Here is a 22747-nt window from a genome sequence, read left to right as displayed (position 1 = left end):
AAGAAGAGACATATCATCTTTTTAAGACATAGCAAGCAATGATCAAGAAAAGCAGAGAAGAAAAAACTAACTTAATCACACTGTATGACTTGTCATTATCATCAAAAAGATAGTGTCATAAACAAAAGATATAAAAATACCGCTTTTTTAAAGAAGAGCGGTATTTTGTAGAATATCCAATCCCTCCCCTCTTCATCTTAAATGACAAAGATCCTTAACCCACACCAATCATTAAACAATTCAATTTCTTTGGGTGAATTCCTCTTGGCTTCTCTCTTCATATGATTCATCATCATATATAAAACATTGATTTATAACAATAAAATATCATTTTCAACTTGATTTATAACGCTGAATACTGTAAGATTTTCTTATCACAAGCTCTCTCACATTGAAGCAATTAAAATCTTTTGTCTGCACATCACAAACAAAGCGAGCGTGTGAGGTAAAATGATAAAAGAACAGAATAAAAATTCTCTTATGAAAACTCTCAAATAATAAAGAGCTTTAGCAATATTGAGAACTGAAAAAGTGTATTATCAATGTCAGCGTGTACTTTTACTAAACATAAAGATGATGGTGCACAATAGGTCGTATAACAGTTTGAATGAATTTCATATATTTCAAGAGAAACTTTACAGCTATACCATTCACGAGCACCATTGCGAAGTAGATTTGGGCATTTTGAGAGATGTTTTCTTAACACAAAGCACGCAGATGGGCTCAGAATCCTATCTTAAATATTTTATAACAGTATAAAAACTACCCCATATATAAAACTTTACATAGACTAAACACCACCGCTCTAAACGATAGTGCACAACAGAATAATCAATCAAAACTGCACAACAGATATCTAAAACAGTAATTATCGAAAAGCATACAACAAATGGAACATTTTAATACAATTGGTTATATTCCTTTTTAAAGTTTTAAAATGTTGTTGCATGCTTCACTAATATTTTCCGCCTCATGTGCCTTTTTAAATGTACTTTTTAAAAGCTTTTTAAATATGAAGTGGTTTAGCAAATGTTGCCAAAGCTGCCTCACGCACGGCTTCTGATAAGGTAGGATGTGCATGGCAACAACGTCCCAGATCTTCTGATGAACCACCAAATTCCATTAAAACTGCAATTTCATGGATCATTTCACCAGCACCAAATCCAAGAATATGCCCCCCTAATACCCGATCTGTTTTTTTATCAGAAAGGATTTTAACGAACCCATCACTCTTTTGCATTGCACGTGCACGACCATTAGCCATAAAAGGAAATTTGCCAACATTATATTCAATACCAGCAGTTTTTAGCTCTTCTTCTGTCCTTCCTACACTCGCAATTTCCGGCTGTGTATAAACAACACTAGGAATAACATCAAAATTAACATGTCCTTTTTGACCTGCCAAAATTTCTGCCACAGCAACGCCTTCTTCCTCTGCTTTATGTGCTAACATTGGTCCTTTTACGACATCACCAATTGCATAAATTCCTGGAACATTCGTCTGCCAATGAGCATCAATTGCAATAAATCCGCGTTCATCTAACTGAACACCAGCCTCTTGTAAGCCAAGCCCCTCTGTATAGGGAGAACGTCCAGTAGCAATAAGCACAACATCAGCCTCTAAAGTTTCAGATTCACCACCTTTGACAGATTCAAAGCTCACCTGAGCAGTTGAGCCAGATTGTGTAACAGCTGTCACCTTTGCACCCGTTTTATATTCAATCCCCTGTTTTTCCATTAATTTCTGAAATTGCCGTGAAACTTCACCATCCATTGAGCCCAAAACTTTATTAAGATACTCAATAATGGTCACCTTAGCACCTAAACGGCTCCAAACTGATCCAAGTTCTGAACCAATGACACCAGCACCCACTACAATCATATGCGCTGGTACTTTTTCAAGTGAAAGAGCTCCCGTAGAAGAAACAATAGTCTTTTCATCAATTTCAACATTCACCCCTGGAATGCCTGAACTCTCTGAACCGGTAGCAATAATAATATTTTTTGTTTCAATTGTTTGTTTATTACCATCTCTGGCAATAACTTCCACATGACCCGCACTCAAAATTTTGGCTGTCCCAAAAAAAGTATCAACTTTATTTTTTTTCATCAAAAAAGAAACACCACTCGTATTGGCTGTTACCACAGCTTTCTTATGAACCATCATTTGTTCAAGGTTAAGCTTAGATTTACCAATAGAAATACCAAGCGTTTCAAAACCATGCTGGGTTTCAGAAAACACTTCTGAAGCATGCAACAACGCTTTAGAAGGAATACAACCAACGTTGAGACATGTTCCTCCTAATGTTGTACGCTTTTCAATAATCGCTACTTTAAGTCCCAGTTGTGCCGCCTTTATTGCTGCTACATAACCACCTGGACCCGCTCCGATCACAGCCACATCATAAGACATCCGTTTCTCCTTTCATCCTGAAAACTGTATTTTACAAATCAAGAACAAGGCGTTCCGGATCTTCTAAGCTTTCCTTAACACGCACAAGGAAAGTCACAGCTTCTTGCCCATCCACAATACGGTGATCATAAGAAAGCGCTAAATACATCATGGGACGAATCACAACTTGGCCCTCAACAACCATTGCTCGCTCTTTAATCGCATGCATTCCCAAAATACCAGATTGTGGTGCATTCAAAATCGGTGTTGACATCAACGATCCATACACACCACCATTGGTAATGGTAAAAGTTCCGCCCTGCATATCAGAAACGGCTAATTTTCCATCACGCGCAAGACGTCCCAAACGACCAATCTCTTTTTCAATCTCTGCCAATGACATTTGATCTGCATCTCGCACTACTGGAACAACAAGCCCTTTATCCGTTCCAACAGCAATTCCAACATTGACATAGTTTTTGTAAACAATATCTGTCCCATCAATCTCGGCATTAACAGCAGGAAGTTCTTTTAATGCATGACAAACAGCCTTGGTAAAAAACCCCATAAAACCAAGTTTAACACCATGTTTCTTTTCAAAAAGATCCTTATAACGCTTGCGCAAATCCATCACAGCTGACATATCAACCTCATTAAATGTGGTTAACATCGCTGCTACATTTTGTGCATCTTTAAGACGGCGAGCAATTGTTTGACGCAATTTCGTCATACGAACCCGCTCTTCACGTGTTTCTTGGACAGGAATTGCCGAAGAACTCGTCGCAGAAGAAGAGGGTGTAGGGGCATTTGTACTTTGTTTTAATCCACCAAGAACATCTTCTTTAAGAATTTGTCCACGTTTTCCAGAACCTGAAATATCGCTTTTTGCAACATTATTTTCAGCCATCAATTTTGCTGCTGAAGGAGAAGGAGGCATTGCACTGCTCAAAGCAGGCTTCTCCGATTCAGATGAAGCCGCTGGAACAAGCGTAGCAGAAGGTGAAAATGATTGGGAGACACCAGCTTCTCCAGCTTTCACCACTCCTAAAAGAGCATTTACTTCAACCGTATCGCCTTCTTTTGCAATGATTTCAGATAATTTCCCAGCAACAGGAGAAGGAACTTCAACGGTTACCTTATCAGTTTCTAATTCAACCAAAGGCTCATCCATAGCGACAGCTTCGCCAAGTTTTTTAAACCATTTGCCAACCGTTGCTTCGGTAACCGATTCGCCCAAAGTAGGAACACGAATTTCAGTAGTCATAATATTTTTCCATACATCAGAGTAGTAATAAATTAAGAACCTAACGCGTCTTTAAGAAACGCAGCCAGTTGTTCAAGGTGTTTCACCATTAACCCAGAGGCCGGTGACGCACTCGCAGGACGTCCTGCATAACGAGCACGTGAATATTGCGCATTAATATGCGTCAAAACCCATTCCAAATAAGGCTCAATAAATGACCAAGCCCCCATGTTTTTTGGTTCCTCTTGGCACCAAAAAACTTCCGCCTGCAAAAAGCGCGATAACACATTCACCAAAACTTTTGCAGGGAAAGGATAAAGCTGTTCAATACGAAGAAGATAAACATCATCAATACCCTTTTTTTCACGTTCTTCATAAAGGTCGTAATAAACCTTACCAGTACAAAGAACGACACGGCGAATTTTATTATCTTTTTGCAACTTAATGACAGAATCTTTGAGACATTCTGCATCATCAAGCAACACACGACAGAAACTTGTTTCTGGCCCCATTTCATTGAGAAGAGAAACCGCTCGCTTATGACGTAAGAGTGATTTCGGTGTCATCAAAATCAATGGCTTACGGAAATCACGCTTAATTTGTCGACGCAAAATATGAAAATAATTTGCAGGGGTTGTACAATTAGCAACCTGCATATTATCTTCCGCACAAAGTTGAAGAAATCGTTCTAAACGTGCAGAAGAATGCTCCGGCCCTTGCCCTTCAAAACCATGAGGCAATAAACACACAAGACCAGACATACGAAGCCACTTACGCTCCGCGGATGAAATAAATTGATCAAAAATGACCTGTGCACCATTAGAGAAATCACCAAATTGTGCTTCCCAAAGTGTTAATCCTCGTGGTTCAGCAAGAGAATATCCATATTCAAAACCAAGAACAGCTTCTTCAGAAAGCATAGAATTAACAACGTCATAAAGCGCTTGCCCCTTTTGTAAATGATTCAAAGGAATATAACGCGCCTCATTTTCTTGGTCATAAAGAACGGAATGACGTTGTGAAAAAGTTCCCCGCTCAACATCTTCACCGGAAAGACGAACCGGTGCACCTTCCAAACAAAGTGAACCAAAAGCTAAAGCTTCAGCGGTTGCCCAGTCAACACCCTCACCGGTTTCAAAAATTTTAGCACGATTATTTAAAAAACGTTGAATGGTTTTGTGAACGTGAAAATTCGCCGGAATTTCAACAATTTTCTGACCAATTTCCTTTAAAGTTTTTAATTCAACACCGGTTGCTCTAGAATGCTGCTCATCAGAACTACTAAAAGCTTTGAGTCCCGTCCAGCTTCCATCAAGCCAATCAGCCTTATTAGGCTTATAAGAAGCACTCGCTTCAAGTTCACCTTCAAGCTTATCGCGCCATAATTTTTTTTGTTGCTCAATCTCTTCTGAAGAAATCATTCCTTCTGCTACCAATTGGTCACTATAAAGTTGAAGTGTTGTTTTATGATTACGAATTGCTTTATACATAAGCGGCTGCGTAAAGGAAGGTTCATCACCTTCATTATGCCCATAACGGCGATAACAAAACATATCAATAACCACTGGTTTATGGAAAATTTGGCGAAACTCTGTTGCTATTTTGGCAACAAAAACAACAGCCTCAGGATCATCACCATTCACATGGAAAATTGGTGCATCAATCATTTTTGCGACATCTGATGGATAAGGCGAAGAACGTGAAAAACGTGGAGATGTTGTAAAACCAATCTGGTTATTGATAATAACATGAAGTGAGCCTGCAACACGATAACCTTTAAGACCTGAAAGACCAAAAGTTTCTTGGATAACGCCTTGTCCTGCAAAAGCAGCATCACCATGAATAAGCAATGGCATCACTTTTGAACGCTCACTTAATGGGAGTAAATCAGTATGCGCAGGTCCCATAAGTTGATCTTGTTTAGCACGTGCTTTCCCCATAACAACCGGATCAACAATCTCAAGATGAGATGGATTAGCCAACAGCGATAAGTGAACTTTTTTACCATCAAAGTCCAGATCAGCGGTAGTTCCCAAATGATATTTGACATCACCGGATCCCTCCACATCATCAGGCTTATAAGATCCCCCTTTGAATTCATGAAAGATAGCCCTATGCGGTTTGGCAAGAACTTGTGAAAGAACATTTAAACGACCACGATGTGCCATTCCTAAAATAACTTCCTGCACCCCCAAAGCACTACCACATTTGATAATTTGTTCAAGAGCGGGAATCAGCGCCTCACCACCATCGAGTCCAAAACGCTTTGTACCTTTATATTTAGTGTCTAAAAACTGTTCGAATCCCTCTGCCTGAATAAGCTTATTCAGAATAGCTTTCTTGTCTTGTTGTGTGAAAGAATTTTTTTTATCTCGCCCTTCAATGCGTTCTTGAAGCCATGCTTTCTGAACTGGATCAGAAACATGCATATATTCCACACCGATTGTTGAACAATAGGTCCGATTGAGAATCTCAAGCATTTGCGGAATAGTTGCATATTCCAATCCTAAAACATTATCAATAAAAATGGGACGCTCGTAATCAGCTGGAGTAAAACCATAAGCTTCTGGAGAAAGTTCCTTATAATCTTCTTGTTTTTCGGCCAATTGAAGAGGGTCAAGCTGCGCATGAAGATGTCCCCGTTCTCGAAACGCACGAATCATCATAATTGCATGAACGGAATCACGTGTTGCACGAATAATATCTTGTTTACTGGAAGTTTTTCCCTTTTGTGCAGCACCTGTTATTGCTTTTTCCTTTAATTTATCGCCAAGATATTTTTCAAGAGAAGACCAATCACCATCAAGAGCAGAAACCAATTCACCCTCTGCTTTTAATGGCCAATGATCACGCTGCCATGTTGCTCCTTCAGCATTTTTAAGAACATCTTCTTTATTATCATGAAGTCCTTCAAAAAAAGCACGCCACTGTGAATCAACACTGGTAGGATCTTTTTCATATTGAGCATAAAGTTGATCTATATAATCCGCATTCCCACCATAAAGAAATGATGTCTGTGCAAAAAGGCTATTTATTTCGTCCTGCCTTGCCATATACCTCTCCGGAACATCTATTCCGTCTCCTTATATCTCTTTTGACCTTTAAATGCTTACAAACAAGCAGTGATTTGAACATTCAAAAAAGCTTTACCTTTTTATACTCAAGTTTTTTCACCTGAATCTAAGAACCTTTGCTTATTCAGGTGAAACTTTCTTTTAGCCTTTCAAAACTGACATCAAAGTCTTACCTATCTGTGATGGTGAAGAAGACACACGAATCCCTGCTGATTCCATTGCTGCAATTTTATCTTCTGCTCCACCCTTACCACCAGAAATAACAGCACCGGCATGTCCCATTGTCCGTCCTGGAGGAGCCGTACGGCCAGCAATAAAGCCAACAACTGGCTTTTTTCGACCTTTTCTTGCTTCATCTTGCAGAAACTGTGCTGCTTCTTCTTCAGCAGAACCACCAATCTCACCAATCATAACAATAGACTGAGTTTCATCATCTGCTAAAAACATTTCCAACACATCAATAAATTCAGTACCCTTAACAGGATCACCACCAATCCCTATAGCAGTTGTTTGTCCGAGACCTTCCTGACTCGTCTGAAAAACGGCTTCATAAGTTAAAGTTCCCGACCTCGAGACAACCCCAACAGAACCTTTTCTAAAAATAGAACCAGGCATAATACCAATTTTACATTCATTTGGTGTAAGAATACCGGGACAATTAGGACCAATAAGACGAGACTTTGAGTTTTCTAATCGCGCCTTCACTTTAACCATATCCATAACGGGAATACCTTCCGTAATACAGATAATTAAACGAATTTCAGCTTCAATAGCCTCTATAATAGCTGCCGCAGCCCCTGCAGGAGGAACATAAATAACGGAAGCATCCGCGCTTGTTTTTTCTTTTGCTTCTGCAACATTAGCAAAGATAGGAAGAGTTTCACCTTTTGAACCTTCCCATGTTTCTCCACCCTTTTTAGGATTAACGCCACCAACCATTTGCGTACCATGATAAGCAAGCGCCTGTTCTGTATGAAATGTTCCTGTTTTTCCTGTAAGCCCTTGAACTAGAACTTTTGTCTCTTTATTCACAAGAATCGACATAGCTTAAGCTCCCTTCACGGCTGCAACAATTTTTTGGGCAGCATCATCTAAATCATCAGCAGGAATAACATTCAAACCACTCTCATTAATAATTGCTTTACCCTGCTCAACATTAGTGCCTTCAAGACGAACAACCAAGGGAACTTTCAAACCAACCTCACGAACAGCAGCAACCACACCTTCAGCAATGACATCACAACGCATAATACCACCAAAAATGTTAACCAAAATGCCCTTAACATTTGGATCGGCCGTAATAATCTTAAAAGCAGCTGTCACCTTTTCTTTTGATGCTCCACCACCAACATCCAAAAAATTCGCTGGCTCTGCTCCATAAAGCTTAATGATATCCATTGTTGCCATAGCAAGCCCAGCACCATTAACCATGCAACCAATCGTACCCTCAAGAGCAACATAAGCAAGATCATGCTTTGATGCTTCTATTTCCTTTGGATCTTCCTCTGAAAGATCGCGTAATTCTAAAATATCTGGATGACGAAACAGAGCATTATTATCAAAAGAAACTTTCGCATCAAGAACACGCAAACGACCATCTTTCATCACAATAAGTGGATTGATTTCTAAAAGGCTCATATCTTTTTCACAAAATGCCTTATAGAGAATCGGAAAAAGCTTTTCACCATCTTCTCGCGCACTACTTTGTAGTTTCAACGCATCACAAAGTCTTACACAATCAGCAGAAGTAACACCCTCTCCAGCATCAATGGGAAGCGTGAATATTTTTTCTGGTGTCTCTTCAGCAACCGTTTCAATATCCATTCCACCTTCTGTTGAAACAACAAAAGCAATTCGACCAATGCTACGATCAACCAAAAGTGAAAGATAAAGCTCCCGTTCAATATCGGCACCGTCTTCAATATAAAGGCGGTTGACCTGCTTACCCTCTGGACCAGTTTGTTTGGTTACCAAAGTTTTTCCAAGCATTTCTTGAACATTTGCAACAACTTCTTCAACAGATTGTGCAAGCCGAACACCACCCTTTGCATCAGGATCAAGTTCTTTAAACTTACCCTTACCACGACCACCAGCGTGTATCTGACTTTTAACCACATAGAGAGGTCCGGGCAATTTTTCCGCCCATTTTTCCGCTTGCTCTACAGAATAAACAGCGACACCATTTGCAATTGGTGCTCCATATTCATGAAGCAGACGTTTGGCCTGATACTCATGGATATTCATGCATTTGTCCTTTTCTTTTATGGATCATGGATCTTATTAATCCTAAAGTTTTAATATTCTAAATACTTATTTTAATGAATTAAACCTTGTTCAATTTACTTGAGACTAGGTACAAGAGCAATACAAGCTTCACAAAGCTTTTTAACCGCATTTACTGAATGATCAAAAGCACCTCTTTCTTCTTTATCAAGATCAATTTCAATGACTCGTTCAACACCACCTGCACCAAGTACAACAGGAACACCAACGTAAGTATCATTAACCCCATATTCTCCTGAAAGATAAGCTGCAACAGGCACAACACGCTTAGTGTCCTTTAGATAAGCCTCAGCCATAGAAACAGCAGAAGCTGCTGGTGCATAATAAGCAGAACCTGTTTTTAACAAACCAATAATTTCTGCACCACCATCGCGGGTACGCTGGATAATTTGATCAATTCTTTCCTGTGTTGTCCAGCCCATCTTTACAAGATCAGGCAAAGAAATACCACCAACCGTTGAATAACGCACGAGAGGAACCATTGTATCACCGTGGCCCCCTAAAACAAACGCTGTCACATCTTTAATAGAGACCTTAAATTCCTCAGATAAGAAATGACGAAAACGCGCTGAATCAAGAACACCTGCCATACCAACCACTTTATGTGTAGGGAGACCTGAAAATTTCTGCAAAGCCCACACCATCGCATCAAGGGGATTAGTAATACAAATAACAAACGCCGAAGAAGCGTATTTTTTAATTCCAGCTCCAACTTGTTCCATAACCTTTAAATTAATGCCCAAAAGTTCATCACGGCTCATACCAGGTTTTCGCGCAACGCCTGCTGTTACAATAACAACATCAGCACCTTCAATTGTTTCATAAGCATTAGCACCTTTTAGACTGATATCAAAACCATCAACAGGAGAAGATTCGGCGATATCTAGAGCCTTACCTTGTGGCACACCTTCTGCAATATCAAATAAGACCACATCAGCAAGCTCTTTAAGCCCAATAATATGTGCTAAAGTACCACCAATCATACCTGAACCAATGAGAGCTATTTTTTTCCGTGCCATTTTATTTTTTCCTAACTTTTAGATAATTCAGCGCACACCCATCAGCGTCCGTATACTGAATATTTTTGACTTCAACCATATTCAAACAATATCATAAAAAGGAGTAAAGAAATGAAATTTACAAATTTCTCTCTTTACAGAAACAACAACCCTCCGCTGAAACAACTATTAGAAAATTATCACGATGTATCGATAAAGTGAATTTAAAAAAAATACAACAGAATTATTATATTTCTTTAATTTCAAAAAGTTATTGTTTTTACAGTTTACGTAAAGGTAAAAGTATAATCAATGCTTCTTCTTCAAAAGAAAATGTTCTTCCCAAAGTTTTAAATAATCGTAGCTTTGCATTTCGAAAAGACGTGATTGTGTTCTTTTAAATTCAAATGTTTCCGTAATCTGCGCATGCCCTTTATACAAATCCCCTACCCCTGCCGCAGCCGACATAAACAACCGTATGTGGCGCTCATAAAGAATATCAATAAGCAAAATAAACCGTTTTGTTTCATTGCGACATGTATCATCCATGACCGGTACATTATCAATAAAAATCGTATGATAACGCTCTCCTAATAACAAATATTCAGCCGCGGCCAAAGGCTTTGCACATAAATCACCATAATCAAAACGAGCACATCCTGCACCAAAGCGCGGAATAGGAATAAGGCGCCCTTTTATAGAAAGCTCATCAGATGTCTCCTTATGTCCTTGCAATACAAGTGCCCATGCTTGATCCATATATTCATTTGCCGGGACCCCCAACGGCGACACATACACCTGTTGTAGATTTGATTTTTCAAGGCGATAATCTGTTTTTGCATCAAGATTAACAACGCGAACATATGCTTTCAAAACTTGAATAAAAGGCAAAAAGAGTTCACGATTTAAACCGTTACAATAAAGGTTATCCGGCGCCACATTTGAGGTTGCAATAAAGAAAATTCCTTTATCAAACAAAGCAGAAATAAGCCGTCCCAATACCATAGCATCAGCAATATCTGTTACACTAAACTCATCAAAACAAAGTATTTTTGCTTCTCGTGCAAGATCCTCAGCAACAGCTAAAATAGGATTATCTTGTTTAAATTTTGCACACCCAGATGCTTGACGATAAAAATTAATACGCTCATGTACATCAGCCATAAAATCATTAAAATGGGCACGCTTTTTATGACCTTTAGGCAAACAAGAAAAGAACAAATCCATCAGCATGGTTTTGCCCCGTCCTACTTCACCATAAATATACAGTCCCTGAAAAAAACCTGTTTCATCTCCTTGTTTTACAACACAAGAAATATTTTGTTTTTTCCTTTTAAATATTCTATTAAAGAAAGAGCAAAATATCCAAGTCCAAGGACGAGAGATATTTTGTTCCGTAATTTTTTTTAACAAATGATCAAAATATTCTGTTATAGCTAATTGAGCGGGATCAAAACAAACCTCTCCTTTAGCGACAAGCTCCTTATAACGTGTTGAAACGAGAATCATCCAAAAAACCTTTTTCAAACCAATCTCAATGAAAAATACAAATACTTTTCACGAATCTGTCCGTCTAGCTTAGCTTGTCATAAACGGTCAAAAATGATTTAACGACTTAAAACAACGGGATGATCATCAAGTGTACGTCCCTCAAAACGATCAACATTTGAAGAATAAAGAACGAGGATAACACGTCCAGAGTTATTATAAAAATATAATCTTTTTCCTTTAACGTCCCACGATCTCACTTGAGAAGCAATTCCTGGACAGTGTAAAGGACCAGCACGGTACCCTTTTCCAAACTTTGTTTGTGGAGTTGCAATCCGGCAAACTTTTCCTCCCATAGAAAGATTCCATACCCCAGCAATACTTGCAGGAAATAAATCAGTGGCACTGCTTGGCAATTCGAGACTAGCCATTCGTCCATCGCTCTGAGAATCTCCTTTTTCATACACCGAAGCGTTTGCGTCTTCAGATATCGACGAAGAAGGAGACGACAGATCAGACGCTTCCAATATTGTCATTTGTTGAGATGGATAAAAAACTTCTAATGCGTTATTATCGTCATTACCATCAAACCGTGTTGTTGAACATCCCCCTAAAAACATTACAGTTGATAGTGCAACGAAAAACGAAACTCTTGAAAACGCCATGTCTGTACTCTCTCCCACGACAATAAATAAGTTCACAAAAAAATTAAGCGAATATTTGTTATAGTTACAAAGATAAATTAACAAATTAAAAAAAACAGGTTAAAATCACTTATTTTAAACGAAATAACTTATGTACCAAATTTTATATTTATTAAACACTGGAAATTTATAATATTTTCAGCCATATATCTCTTTTATAAGTAATCATTAGAAATAGAGAAGTTTCATGAAAACGCCATTTAGCAAAATGGACGGTCTTGGAAATCAAATTATTGTTGTTGATATGCGTGAAAGCACTCATGCTCTTACACCAAAAGCAATCCTTGCTTTGTCAGCAGATCCTGAAATGCATTTTGATCAAATCATGGCTATCCACACACCAACCCAGAAAAAAGCCAACTTCCGCATCGAAATATGGAATGCCGACGGATCAATGGCTAAAGCTTGTGGCAATGGTACCCGCTGTGTCATCGCATGGCTTAAAGATCACAATTTTGGTGAAAAATTTCATTTAGAAACTCCCGCTGGAATTATTGAAGGGAAATACCAAACCGACAATCTCATTTCTGTTGATATGGGATGCCCAAATTTCAATGCAAAAGAGATGCCTGTTTCACGTGAAATAGTTGATACAAATCACGTAGAAATTACGGCTGGTCCCCTAAAAGACGCTTGTCTCATATCCATTGGCAATCTCCATGCTATCTTTTTTGTTGAAAATGATATTCAACATATTCCATTAGAGGAATATGGGCCAAACCTTGAACATGATCCCCTGTTTCCCGAACGGTGCAATATTTCCATTGCTTGCATAACGTCAAAGAAAAGTCTAAATTTACGTACATGGGAGCGAGGAGCAGGATTAACACAAGCATGTGGGAGTGCTGCTTGTGCAAGTGCAGTGGCTGCTTATCGTCGTGGACTTACAGAGCGCCATATTGATGTGAACTTACCAAAGGGAACACTTAATATTTTTTACCGAGAAGACGATCACATTATTATGACAGGACCAATAAAATATCAATTTAGTGGTTTTTTAAGCCCTTTAACAGGGTCCTACAAAAAGGATCACTCCTGATGGCAATAGAAATTGTAACTTTTGGTTGTCGACTTAACAGCTACGAATCGGAAATCATTCGCAAAGAAAGTACTTCTTCAGGGCTAGATCAACTTAAAGATGGTGCTATTATCTTTAATACTTGTGCTGTCACTGCCGAAGCCGTACGACAAGCAAAACAAGCTATCCGCAAAGCACGACGTGAAAATCCTCATGCGCGTATCATTGTAACAGGGTGTGCAGCCCAAACAGAAGCACAAAATTTTGCCTCAATGACAGAAGTGGATCTCGTTTTAGGAAACGAAGATAAACTTCACGCCCATTCTTATCGTCAACTTCCTGATTTTGGTATTAATCATTCTGAAAAGGTGCGTATCAATGACATTATGGAAGTACAAAAAATTGCCCCACATATGGTCAGTGCAATGCAAGAGCGCACCCGCGCTTTTGTACAGGTACAAAACGGATGTGATCATCGCTGTACATTTTGCATTATTCCTTATGGACGAGGACCATCTCGTTCAGTTCCCATGGGTGCTGTCATAGAACAAATTAAAAAGCTGATAGGTGAGGGTATCCAAGAAGTGGTCCTTACAGGTGTTGACCTTACAAGTTATGGCCACGATCTTCCTGGAAAAGCTACTCTAGGAAAATTAACTTCAGCAATTTTGCATCATGTCCCTGACTTAGCGCGATTACGCCTCTCATCTATTGATTCTATTGAAGCAGACGAAGAGCTCATCAATCTTTTAGCTTATGAAACAAGGATCATGCCCCATTTGCATTTATCTTTGCAAGCAGGTGATAATATGATTTTAAAACGGATGAAACGGCGTCATCTGCGCGAACATGCCATTCAATTTTGCCAAGAGTTGCGTGCCAAACGTCCTACAATGGTGTATGGTGCTGACTTAATTGCTGGTTTTCCTACAGAAACAGAAGAGATGTTTCAAAACAGTCTTGTTTTAATCAAAGATTGTAATTTAACCCATCTCCATGTCTTCCCCTTTAGTCCAAGAGAAGGAACACCTGCCGCACGTATGCCACAAATCAACCGTAAAATAGTTAAGATGCGTGCTGAAAAATTGCGTAAAGCAGGTGAGATGGCTTACCAAAAGCATCTTGCTCATTTACAAAACAGTCTACAAACAATTCTCGTTGAAAAAGATGAAATCGGACGAACAGAAGATTATACCCTTGTACAGGTTAAAGGTGCAAAAGCAGGAACAATTGTTCAAGCCCTTATCGTTGATCATGATGGCGATAAATTGATTGCTGTCCTTCCAAAATTAAACGCTGCTTGAGCAGGAAAATTCTTATGACGAAATCTTTTATTAAAAAAATATTCTCTTTTAACAAATCTCAAGAGCAAGAAATTGAACAACAGATTTCTATTCCTGATAAAAGCGATATAATAGAAGAAAATAAAGACAAAAATGAAAAGACAAAAAATAACCAAGTTTCTATAGACACAGAAAAAGAAGAACAAACAAAAAATCCAGAGTCAATACTTACAAAATATGATGAAAAATCTCCATTTCTAGAATCCCGTTCTGATAAAATTCCTTTTTCTGGTAAAATTATTGTCACAGACAACATCCGTGAAAAAAAGAATGAAGAAATTTTATCTGAACCTTCTGTTGAACAAAAAAAGACAGCGTGGTTTGGGCGCCTTAAAAAAGGTCTATCCCTTTCTTCACAACGCTTAAGCGGATCAATTAGCGATCTCTTTGTTAAAAGAAAACTTGATGAAGACACATTGCAAGAGCTCGAAGATATTCTTATCCAAGCTGACATAGGTGTAGAGACGGCAACACGCATCACAAATACTTTAGCTTCCAGTCGTTACGGAAAAGACCTCTCCCCAGATGATATTCATACTATTGTAGCGGATGAGGTCAAAAAAGTTCTGGAACCTGTTGCAATACCATTGGAACTTGATCTCAGCCATAAACCGCATGTTATTTTGCTGGTAGGTGTAAATGGCACTGGAAAAACGACAACTATTGGAAAACTTTCAGCAAAATTAACAGAAGGGGGATTAAAAGTTATGCTGGCAGCTGGTGATACTTTCCGAGCCGCAGCTATTGAGCAACTACACATCTGGGGTGAACGTACCAATTCTCCTGTTATTTCAACAAAATTGGGTGCAGATGCCGCCAGCTTAGCATTTGATGCTTATGAAAAAGCAAAAAAAACAAACAGTGATGTATTAATTATTGATACAGCAGGGCGTTTACAAAATAAATCTGAATTGATGGATGAATTAGCAAAAATTATTCGTGTTTTAAAAAAACATACCCCCCAAGCACCCCATACAATCCTTCAAACGCTTGATGCAACAACCGGACAAAATGCACTCAACCAAGTAGATATTTTCCGCGATATTGCTGGTGTTAATGGTTTAGTCATGACAAAGCTAGATGGGACTGCACGAGGAGGAATTCTTGTCGCTATCGCAGCAAAATATAAATTACCCGTTTATTTTATCGGTATAGGAGAAGATATTGAAGACCTTCAACCCTTTTCTGCTTCTGACTTTGCCGAAACTATCGCAGGAAAACATGCATGAAACAGCCTTTATCTAATCCTAATTTACACAATAATTCTGAAAAAAAAATGAATAACAATAAAAAAAAATCTCTCTCACCAACACTTAAGTTTCTTTTGGAAATGGGTCCATTGGTTGCATTCTTTTTTGCCAATTATAAGGGAGAATGGCTGATAAAAAACATTGGATTTTTTCAAAATTTTAACAAATCTATTTTCCCTGCAACAGCTATTTTCATGGTAGCGATAATTATTTCCCTAAGCTTATCATGGATCCTTGCAAGACAAATTCCTATTATGCCTCTTATTTCGGGAATATTTGTTTTAGTTTTTGGCTTTCTAACTCTCTGGCTTCATAATGAAACTTTCATAAAAATGAAACCGACAATCATTAATAGCTTATTTGCTTTTATACTTTTTGGTGGGATGTTTTTTAAAAAACCACTTTTACGTTATGCTCTTGATTCTACCTTAAAACTTGATGATTTAGGTTGGCAAAAACTTACCTATCGTTGGGCGTTTTTTTTCATTTTTCTTGCCCTTTTGAATGAAATAATTTGGCGTAATTTTAGCGATAATTTCTGGACAAGTTTCAAAGTATTTGGCGTCATGCCTATAACAGTCCTTTTCATGCTTACCCAAATGCCTATAATTATAAAACATTCAAAAGGACTTTTTACAGAAGAGGACAAATCTGATTCTTAAAAAAATCACCACTACCGATTATTTTATAGATTCATCGCCAAACACTGTTCGGGAGAAAAAATATGTTGATTGAACAGTTTATTTGTCGAGAAGACAATTTTGGTATACTCATTCATGATGAAAAAAGTGGTATGACAGCTGCAATAGATGCTCCTGAAGGTGGAGCTATTCATAACGCCTTAAAGCGCCACAATTGGACACTTAACACTATTTTTGTAACTCATCATCATCACGACCATGTAGAAGCCCTATCAGAATTAAAACAAGTTTACAACGCTATGGTTATCGGGCCAGAAGCAGAAAAAGAAAAGATCAATTATCTTGATCAAACACTTCAACCTGATGAAAGTTTTTCTTTTGGCACACACCTGCTTTTAGCTCTTTCAACACCTGGTCATACTTTAGGCGCATTATCTTACTATTTTCCTGAGAAGAGTTTACTCTTTGCTGGAGATACGCTTTTTTCATTGGGCTGTGGACGTCTTTTCGAAGGAACACCTGCACAAATGTTAAATTCTTTAAAAAAACTTCGTAAACTTCCTGATGAAACACTTCTCTATTGTGGACATGAATATACAAAAAATAACGCTCTTTTCGCACTAACAATTGACCCACATAATAAAAAACTCCACCAAAGAATAGAGGAAGTTTTTTTGCTACGTGCAAAAAACGCTATGACTTTACCTGTCACTTTAGGGCAAGAAAAAGCCACCAATCCCTTTCTCCGTTGGGATGATAGTGTGTTGCGAAGGAACCTTGTAATGGAAGAAGAAACAGATGAAGAAGTTTTTGCTGAAATTCGAAGAAGAAAGGATAATTTTTAACCATGCTTAAGTTCGTATTACGTTTGTTTCTCCTTTTTCTTTTCGTGATACATATTCAACTAACAAGAGCAGAGGAAAAGGAAACAGATAATTCTTCTCTTATATCCCCTCTCATTGCAAATTATCCCTTAACAGAAGATTTTTTTTTTAAACTGGAAAAAATTGAAAAAGAATGTGAAAATTTACTTCCAGAAACAAAAAATGATCTTATCACTTATGATTCTAGTATCCACTCTAATATTGAAAACTACACTACCTATATTTCTAGTAAACCAAAACTTATGAATATTTTAAAAAAAAATAATATCAAACCAGAAGATTTTGCTGCTGGAACCTTAGTACTTAAAGAAATATCCGCGCTTCTCATATTTGCACCTGAAAAGGAATATTCTACTGAGAAAAATACTATATTTCTAAACAATCTTGAATTTGTTAAAAAACATTTTTACAAAGCAACAATTCTTTTAGATAGCTGTGAAAAACTCATTTTGAGCAACTAATCAGTTATGAAATGTTAGAAAATATCACCCCTTTAATCTAATAAAGAAGTCAGTGCATTAAAAAATCACCGTATTTTTATCATTCCTAATAATTGTTTTTATTTCGATTATATTTACAAATGTTTTTCTAAAAATAAAGAATAACAGACGGAAAAGTATTTATTGAAATTCAAAAAAGAAAGGATAATTTTTAGTCATGTTTAAACTTCTATTGTGTTTTTTCTTCATTTTTCCTTTTGTATCATACGCTCAAGAAAAAAAACAAGAAATAGATGATCCTTCTTTTATACCGACTTTCATTGCAAATTATCCCTTAACAGAAGATATTCTTTTAAAGCTGGAAAAAATCAAAGCAGAATGTAGAAATTTATCTTCAGAACCAGAACAAACAAATACAAAAAGTGATATCAATACTTATGATGATCATATTGAAAAATATGCTGCCTATATTTCTAATAATCCAAAACTTGTGAATATTTTAAAAGAAAATAATATCACACCAAAAGATTTTGTTGTTGCTCACCTAGCACTTAAAGCGACATTATATGTACTTACTGATGAGGAAAATTATACTTATGAAAAAAACTCTTTACCTTCAAGAAATCTAGAATTTGTTAAAGAACATATGTATAGAATAATCCAAATTTTAAGAGATAACTGTTAAAAATCTTTTTATAACAATTGATTAACTTTGTAAACGCCGACAAATTTCATCTAATTGTTCTAATGAAGAGTAATGTATTTTTAAATCACCACCTTTTTTACCATGCCGAATAATAACTTTCATTCCTATCACATCTGCAAGTAATTTTTCTAAAGATTTTGTTTCAGCATCTTTTTCCGTATTGGTACGCTTTTTAGTTTTAGGATTGGCTTTCTCATATGCAAGTATTTCTGTTTGACGTACTGAAAGCCCTTCACGAATAATTTTCTCAGCTAAATTTTGTGGATCATCAACGGTTATAAGACAACGTGCATGACCAGCAGAAAGTTGTCCATCCGTTAAGAATTGTTGTACTCTTTCTGGAAGTTTTAATAAACGAAGCGTATTTGCAACATGACTACGACTTTTTCCAATAACTTGTGCTAAATCTACTTGTGTATAATCATGCTCATTCAAAAGCATCTCATATCCTTTTGCTTCTTCGATAGGATTAAGATCTGCCCGCTGAACATTTTCAATAATAGCCAATTCCAAAGCGGTTTTATCGTCCACATCACGAATAATAACGGGTAATTGACTTAAATTTGCACGTTGTGCTGCACGCCAGCGCCGTTCACCCGCAATCAATTCAAACCGATGAGGATGATCTCTTAAAGGCCTTACAATAACCGGTTGAACCACACCGTGTTGACGAATTGATTGTGCCAAATTATCAAGCTCTGTTTCAGTAAAATGACGCCGAGGATTGTGAGGATTACATGAAATAGATTCAATAGAAATAAATCGCTCAGAAATACTACCGGATTCATTTAATTTATCAAAGCTTGATGAACGTGCAATATTGTTGTTTAAATTGATATCTCCAATCAATGCAGCTAATCCACGTCCTAGTCTTTTTTTTGAGAGATCATCATTCATAATTTTTCTCTTTGAATTTTTAGATTATTTTTTTATATTTTTAAGCAGCAGCGCGTGCTTGTTTTTCACGTTGTATCATTTCTGATGCTAGACGCAAATAAGCTTGGCTTCCAGCACATTTGAGATCATAAAGCAATACAGGTTTTCCAAAAGAAGGTGCTTCTGATACTCTTACATTTCGTGGAATAACAGTACGATAAACTTTATCTCCCATAAAAGAACGTACATCTTCAACAACTTGATTTGAAAGGTTATTACGTCCATCATACATTGTTAGAACAATACCTTGGATTTCTAAAGATGGATTAAGTACGGATCGCACTTGTTTTACTGTTTCAAGTAATTGACTTAAACCTTCAAGTGCTAAAAATTCACACTGCATAGGTACCAAAACAGAATCCGCGGCCCCCATAGCATTAAGTGTTAAAAGATTAAGGGAGGGAGGACAATCAATTAAAATATAATTGAATTTTTTTTCCATTTCCGGATCATCATAGAGAGCTTTACGTAAGCGTTGTATGCGATCTTTTGATGAAGAAATTTCCATTTCCACACCTAAGAGATCAAGTGTAGAGGGAACTATATAAAGATTGGGTACAGCTGTCTTTAAAGCCGCCTGTGTAATTGAAACGCCCGAAACCAAAACATCATAAGACGATAAAGGACGGCTATTACGATCAATCCCCAAACCAGTACTTGCATTACCTTGTGGATCAACATCCATAATAAGAACATTTTCACCAATGGCTGCTAAAGCTGTTGCAAGATTAATTGCTGTGGTTGTTTTTCCGACTCCACCCTTTTGGTTTGCAATAGCGATAATTCGTGTTTCGCTCATTTTGCTCTACCCTCTATATGATCGAATATGAGAAATTTCCAAAATAACAGAATTTTCATCAACTTTACTTTTATGTTTTAACAGATCAAAGTGCCAATTGGCAGAGGCATTTTTTATTTCTGTAGCGTAATCCCGACCTTTTTGCAAAAGAGCTATAGTTTTTTCTGTTAATAAAGGAAAAATAAGTTGTAAAAGAGTATTAAGCGGCGCTAATCCCCGTGCCGTTATAATATCAGACATGGGAATTTTTTGATATATATCTTCAATCCTAGCGTGATAAACCGTTGCTGGAAGATTAAGTTGAGCAATAACTGTTCGCAAAAAAGCAACTTTTTTCCCATTACTTTCAACAAGATTAATATGTCCTTCTTTTTTTTCTTTCAAAAAGATAGCAATCACAATTGCAGGAAAACCTCCTCCTGATCCTAAATCACACCAATGTAAAGAATGAGCATACAAAGGAAAAATTTGTGCTGAATCTAGAATATGTCGTGTCCATAGATCTGGTATTGTTGTAGCAGATATCAAATTAATATGCGCATTCCATTGAAGTATTAAAGACTCAAACTGAATTAAATTTTCCATTGTTTCACGTGAAACAGAAGGAACAATATTTAATAATTGTTGATATTTTTTTTCTATAGAAAAATCCATTAAGCTGTTTTAGCCTTTTCACGTCGTTGACGTTGAATATATGTAATAATAAGAGATAAAGCAGCGGGTGTCATGCCATCAATTTTTTGTGCATCAGCAATTGAACGCGGCGATACTTCTTTAATTTTTGATTTAAGTTCATTTGAAAGACCTGAAATTGCCTGAATATCAAGAGAAGAAGGAATTTCTAAACGCTCATCTCTCTGAAGAGAAGCAATATCTTGTGCTTGTTTATCTAAATAAACCGCATATTGTGCTTCAATTTCTAAAGATTCTGCTGTTTTAGAATCAATTTTTTGTAATTGTGGCCAAAAATCTGAAAGACGCTCTAAGGTCATATGAGGATAAGCAAGAAAATCATAAGCCGAACGCCGAATTCCATCATGATTAACATGTAATCCATGAGCAGAAGCTTCATTAGGTGTAAAAAAAATATTTTGACATATTGATCGTGCTTGATCAAGCCGTTGTTGTTTTTTCTGATAACATTCCCAACGTATTTTACTCACAATACCCCATTTTTGTGCCAAAGGTGTTAAACGCGTATCAGCATTATCAGATCGTAAAGATAAACGAAATTCGGCACGTGATGTAAACATCCTATAAGGTTCACAAACACCACGTGAAACCAAATCATCAACCATAACACCAATATAAGCCGTAGATCGACTTATAAGTATTTCATCTAATTTACCTACTTTACGTGCAGCATTTAATCCAGCTAAAAGTCCTTGTGCTGCTGCTTCCTCATATCCTGTTGTACCATTAATTTGTCCTGCTAAAAATAAACCTGGTAAAGAGCGTAATTCTAAGCTTCTCGTTAATTGTTGTGGATTAACAAAATCATATTCAATAGCATAACCAGGTTGCAAAACTATAGCATTTTCCAATCCTTCAATGGTTTTCAATAGAGAAATTTGCACATCTTCAGGAAGAGAAGTAGAAAGACCATTTGGATAAACGGTATCATCATTTAATCCTTCTGGTTCTAGAAAAATCTGATGTCCATCACGTTCTCCAAATTTAACAATTTTATCTTCAACAGAAGGACAATAACGTGGTCCTAACCCTTCAATATTTCCAGAATATAAAGCAGAACGATAAATATTCTCGCGAATAATTTGATGTGTTTTCTCATTTGTACGTGTTATTGCACATTCAATTTGTGGTTGTTCAATTTTCTCTGTTAAAAGAGAAAAGGGAATAGGATTTTCATCTGCTTGTTGTTTTGGAAGATAATCCCAAGCAATTGTTTTTTTACTCAAACGAGCAGGGGTTCCTGTTTTTAATCGACCAAGTTTTATATGATAATTTTTTAAACGTTTAGCAAGTTTCACACTTGACTGATCCCCCATACGTCCAGCAGCCCATGTTTTATCACCAATATGAATAAAGCCATTTAAAAACGTCCCTGTTGTTAAAACAACAGCACCAGATAAAATTATTCCTTGTTTTTTTAAAATAACACCTGATACACAATTATCTTTAACAACCAGATCAATAACTTCATCCTCAATAAGAGTAAGATTTTCTTGTTCTTTTAATAATTTTTGAATTTCTTTTTTATAAAGTTGTCTATCTGCCTGTGTTCGTGGTCCTCTTACTGCCGGTCCTTTACGTCTATTAAGTAGTCTAAACTGAATTCCAGCAGCATCTGCTGCTCTTCCCATGAGACCATCTAATGCATCTATTTCCCGAACTAGATGCCCTTTTCCAAGTCCACCAATAGCAGGATTACACGACATTGTTCCCAATGCTGATATTTTATGTGTAACAAGCGCTGTTTTGGCTCCTACACGTGCTGAAGCTGAAGCTGCTTCACAGCCAGCATGACCACCACCAACAATAACAACATCATATGATTGCATTTAATTCATTCCGTAGAAAATATTCT

At 37.1% G+C, this 22747-nt stretch carries 19 protein-coding genes; 7 read left to right on the top strand and 12 right to left on the bottom strand.

What is annotated here, in order from left to right; translation table 11 throughout:
- Positions 1 to 1006: 1006 nt before the first annotated feature.
- From lpdA to ACFIK0_RS00810, 8 genes are all read right to left on the bottom strand, one after another.
- A complete protein-coding gene (gene lpdA / locus ACFIK0_RS00845) occupies positions 1007 to 2413 on the bottom strand; it encodes a dihydrolipoyl dehydrogenase (RefSeq protein ID WP_375663340.1) in 1407 nt (468 codons plus the stop codon).
- A gap of 31 nt (positions 2414 to 2444) precedes the next feature.
- Complete coding sequence (odhB, locus tag ACFIK0_RS00840; protein WP_375645625.1) at positions 2445 to 3656, bottom strand: 2-oxoglutarate dehydrogenase complex dihydrolipoyllysine-residue succinyltransferase; 1212 nt, start codon at positions 3654 to 3656, stop codon at positions 2445 to 2447.
- Between the two features lie 32 nt (positions 3657 to 3688).
- On the bottom strand, positions 3689 to 6688 hold the full coding sequence (locus ACFIK0_RS00835) for a 2-oxoglutarate dehydrogenase E1 component (protein ID WP_375654298.1): 3000 nt from the start codon (positions 6686 to 6688) through the stop codon (positions 3689 to 3691).
- Positions 6689 to 6850: 162 nt separating this feature from the next.
- Positions 6851 to 7753, bottom strand: coding sequence for a succinate--CoA ligase subunit alpha (gene sucD, locus ACFIK0_RS00830; protein ID WP_375630649.1), 903 nt, complete (start codon positions 7751 to 7753; stop codon positions 6851 to 6853).
- A gap of 3 nt (positions 7754 to 7756) precedes the next feature.
- Positions 7757 to 8953 carry an ADP-forming succinate--CoA ligase subunit beta gene (sucC, locus tag ACFIK0_RS00825; protein ID WP_375663339.1) on the bottom strand — a complete coding sequence of 399 codons (1197 nt, stop codon included), beginning with the start codon at positions 8951 to 8953 and terminating at the stop codon, positions 7757 to 7759.
- Between the two features lie 95 nt (positions 8954 to 9048).
- A complete protein-coding gene (gene mdh / locus ACFIK0_RS00820; protein ID WP_273790160.1) occupies positions 9049 to 10011 on the bottom strand; it encodes a malate dehydrogenase in 963 nt (320 codons plus the stop codon).
- A gap of 288 nt (positions 10012 to 10299) precedes the next feature.
- The gene (gene zapE, locus ACFIK0_RS00815) at positions 10300 to 11499 is read right to left on the bottom strand and encodes a cell division protein ZapE (RefSeq protein ID WP_273790309.1); all 1200 of its coding nucleotides are present in this window, start codon (positions 11497 to 11499) and stop codon (positions 10300 to 10302) included.
- Positions 11500 to 11597: 98 nt separating this feature from the next.
- Entirely contained in the window at positions 11598 to 12143 is a 546-nt protein-coding gene (locus tag ACFIK0_RS00810) for an AprI/Inh family metalloprotease inhibitor (RefSeq protein ID WP_273790161.1), read from the bottom strand.
- Positions 12144 to 12369: 226 nt separating this feature from the next.
- On the opposite strand from ACFIK0_RS00810, the gene dapF reads away from it, so the two are divergent.
- The 7 genes from dapF to ACFIK0_RS00775 all read left to right on the top strand — a co-directional run bounded on the left by dapF (position 12370) and on the right by ACFIK0_RS00775 (position 18443).
- Positions 12370 to 13221, top strand: a complete 852-nt coding sequence (dapF, locus tag ACFIK0_RS00805; protein ID WP_273790162.1) for a diaminopimelate epimerase — start codon at positions 12370 to 12372, stop codon at positions 13219 to 13221.
- Positions 13221 to 14504 (top strand): tRNA (N(6)-L-threonylcarbamoyladenosine(37)-C(2))-methylthiotransferase MtaB, encoded by a 1284-nt coding sequence (mtaB, locus tag ACFIK0_RS00800; protein ID WP_375663338.1) that lies wholly within the window; start codon positions 13221 to 13223, stop codon positions 14502 to 14504. Before dapF ends, mtaB begins: the two co-directional genes overlap by 1 nt.
- 14 nt (positions 14505 to 14518) lie before the next feature.
- Complete coding sequence (gene ftsY / locus ACFIK0_RS00795) at positions 14519 to 15772, top strand: signal recognition particle-docking protein FtsY (protein ID WP_273790164.1); 1254 nt, start codon at positions 14519 to 14521, stop codon at positions 15770 to 15772.
- Positions 15769 to 16455, top strand: a complete 687-nt coding sequence (locus ACFIK0_RS00790; RefSeq protein WP_273790165.1) for a septation protein A — start codon at positions 15769 to 15771, stop codon at positions 16453 to 16455. Before ftsY ends, ACFIK0_RS00790 begins: the two co-directional genes overlap by 4 nt.
- 62 nt (positions 16456 to 16517) lie before the next feature.
- On the top strand, positions 16518 to 17279 hold the full coding sequence (gene gloB / locus ACFIK0_RS00785; RefSeq protein WP_375663337.1) for a hydroxyacylglutathione hydrolase: 762 nt from the start codon (positions 16518 to 16520) through the stop codon (positions 17277 to 17279).
- Positions 17280 to 17281: 2 nt separating this feature from the next.
- Entirely contained in the window at positions 17282 to 17779 is a 498-nt protein-coding gene (locus ACFIK0_RS00780) for a hypothetical protein (RefSeq protein ID WP_375663336.1), read from the top strand.
- 196 nt (positions 17780 to 17975) lie between these two features.
- A complete protein-coding gene (locus tag ACFIK0_RS00775) occupies positions 17976 to 18443 on the top strand; it encodes a hypothetical protein (protein WP_375630635.1) in 468 nt (155 codons plus the stop codon).
- A 21-nt stretch (positions 18444 to 18464) separates the two neighbouring features.
- On the opposite strand, the gene ACFIK0_RS00770 is transcribed toward ACFIK0_RS00775, so the two are convergent.
- From ACFIK0_RS00770 to mnmG, 4 genes are read right to left on the bottom strand one after another with little or no spacing between them, the layout of a single operon-like run.
- Entirely contained in the window at positions 18465 to 19361 is an 897-nt protein-coding gene (locus tag ACFIK0_RS00770) for a ParB/RepB/Spo0J family partition protein (RefSeq protein WP_273790169.1), read from the bottom strand.
- 40 nt (positions 19362 to 19401) lie between these two features.
- Complete coding sequence (locus ACFIK0_RS00765) at positions 19402 to 20199, bottom strand: ParA family protein (RefSeq protein ID WP_273790170.1); 798 nt, start codon at positions 20197 to 20199, stop codon at positions 19402 to 19404.
- A 6-nt stretch (positions 20200 to 20205) separates the two neighbouring features.
- Positions 20206 to 20853 carry a 16S rRNA (guanine(527)-N(7))-methyltransferase RsmG gene (gene rsmG / locus ACFIK0_RS00760; RefSeq protein ID WP_375630633.1) on the bottom strand — a complete coding sequence of 216 codons (648 nt, stop codon included), beginning with the start codon at positions 20851 to 20853 and terminating at the stop codon, positions 20206 to 20208.
- Positions 20853 to 22721, bottom strand: coding sequence for a tRNA uridine-5-carboxymethylaminomethyl(34) synthesis enzyme MnmG (gene mnmG, locus ACFIK0_RS00755; RefSeq protein WP_375663335.1), 1869 nt, complete (start codon positions 22719 to 22721; stop codon positions 20853 to 20855). The genes rsmG and mnmG overlap by 1 nt, the downstream gene beginning before the upstream one ends.
- Positions 22722 to 22747 lie beyond the last annotated feature (26 nt).

It is taken from the genome of Bartonella sp. CL63NXGY, from assembly GCF_042194905.1.
Lineage (GTDB): Bacteria > Pseudomonadota > Alphaproteobacteria > Rhizobiales > Rhizobiaceae > Bartonella.
Note: the sequence above shows the minus strand (reverse complement) of the source record. Positions and strands in the feature narration are given on the sequence as shown.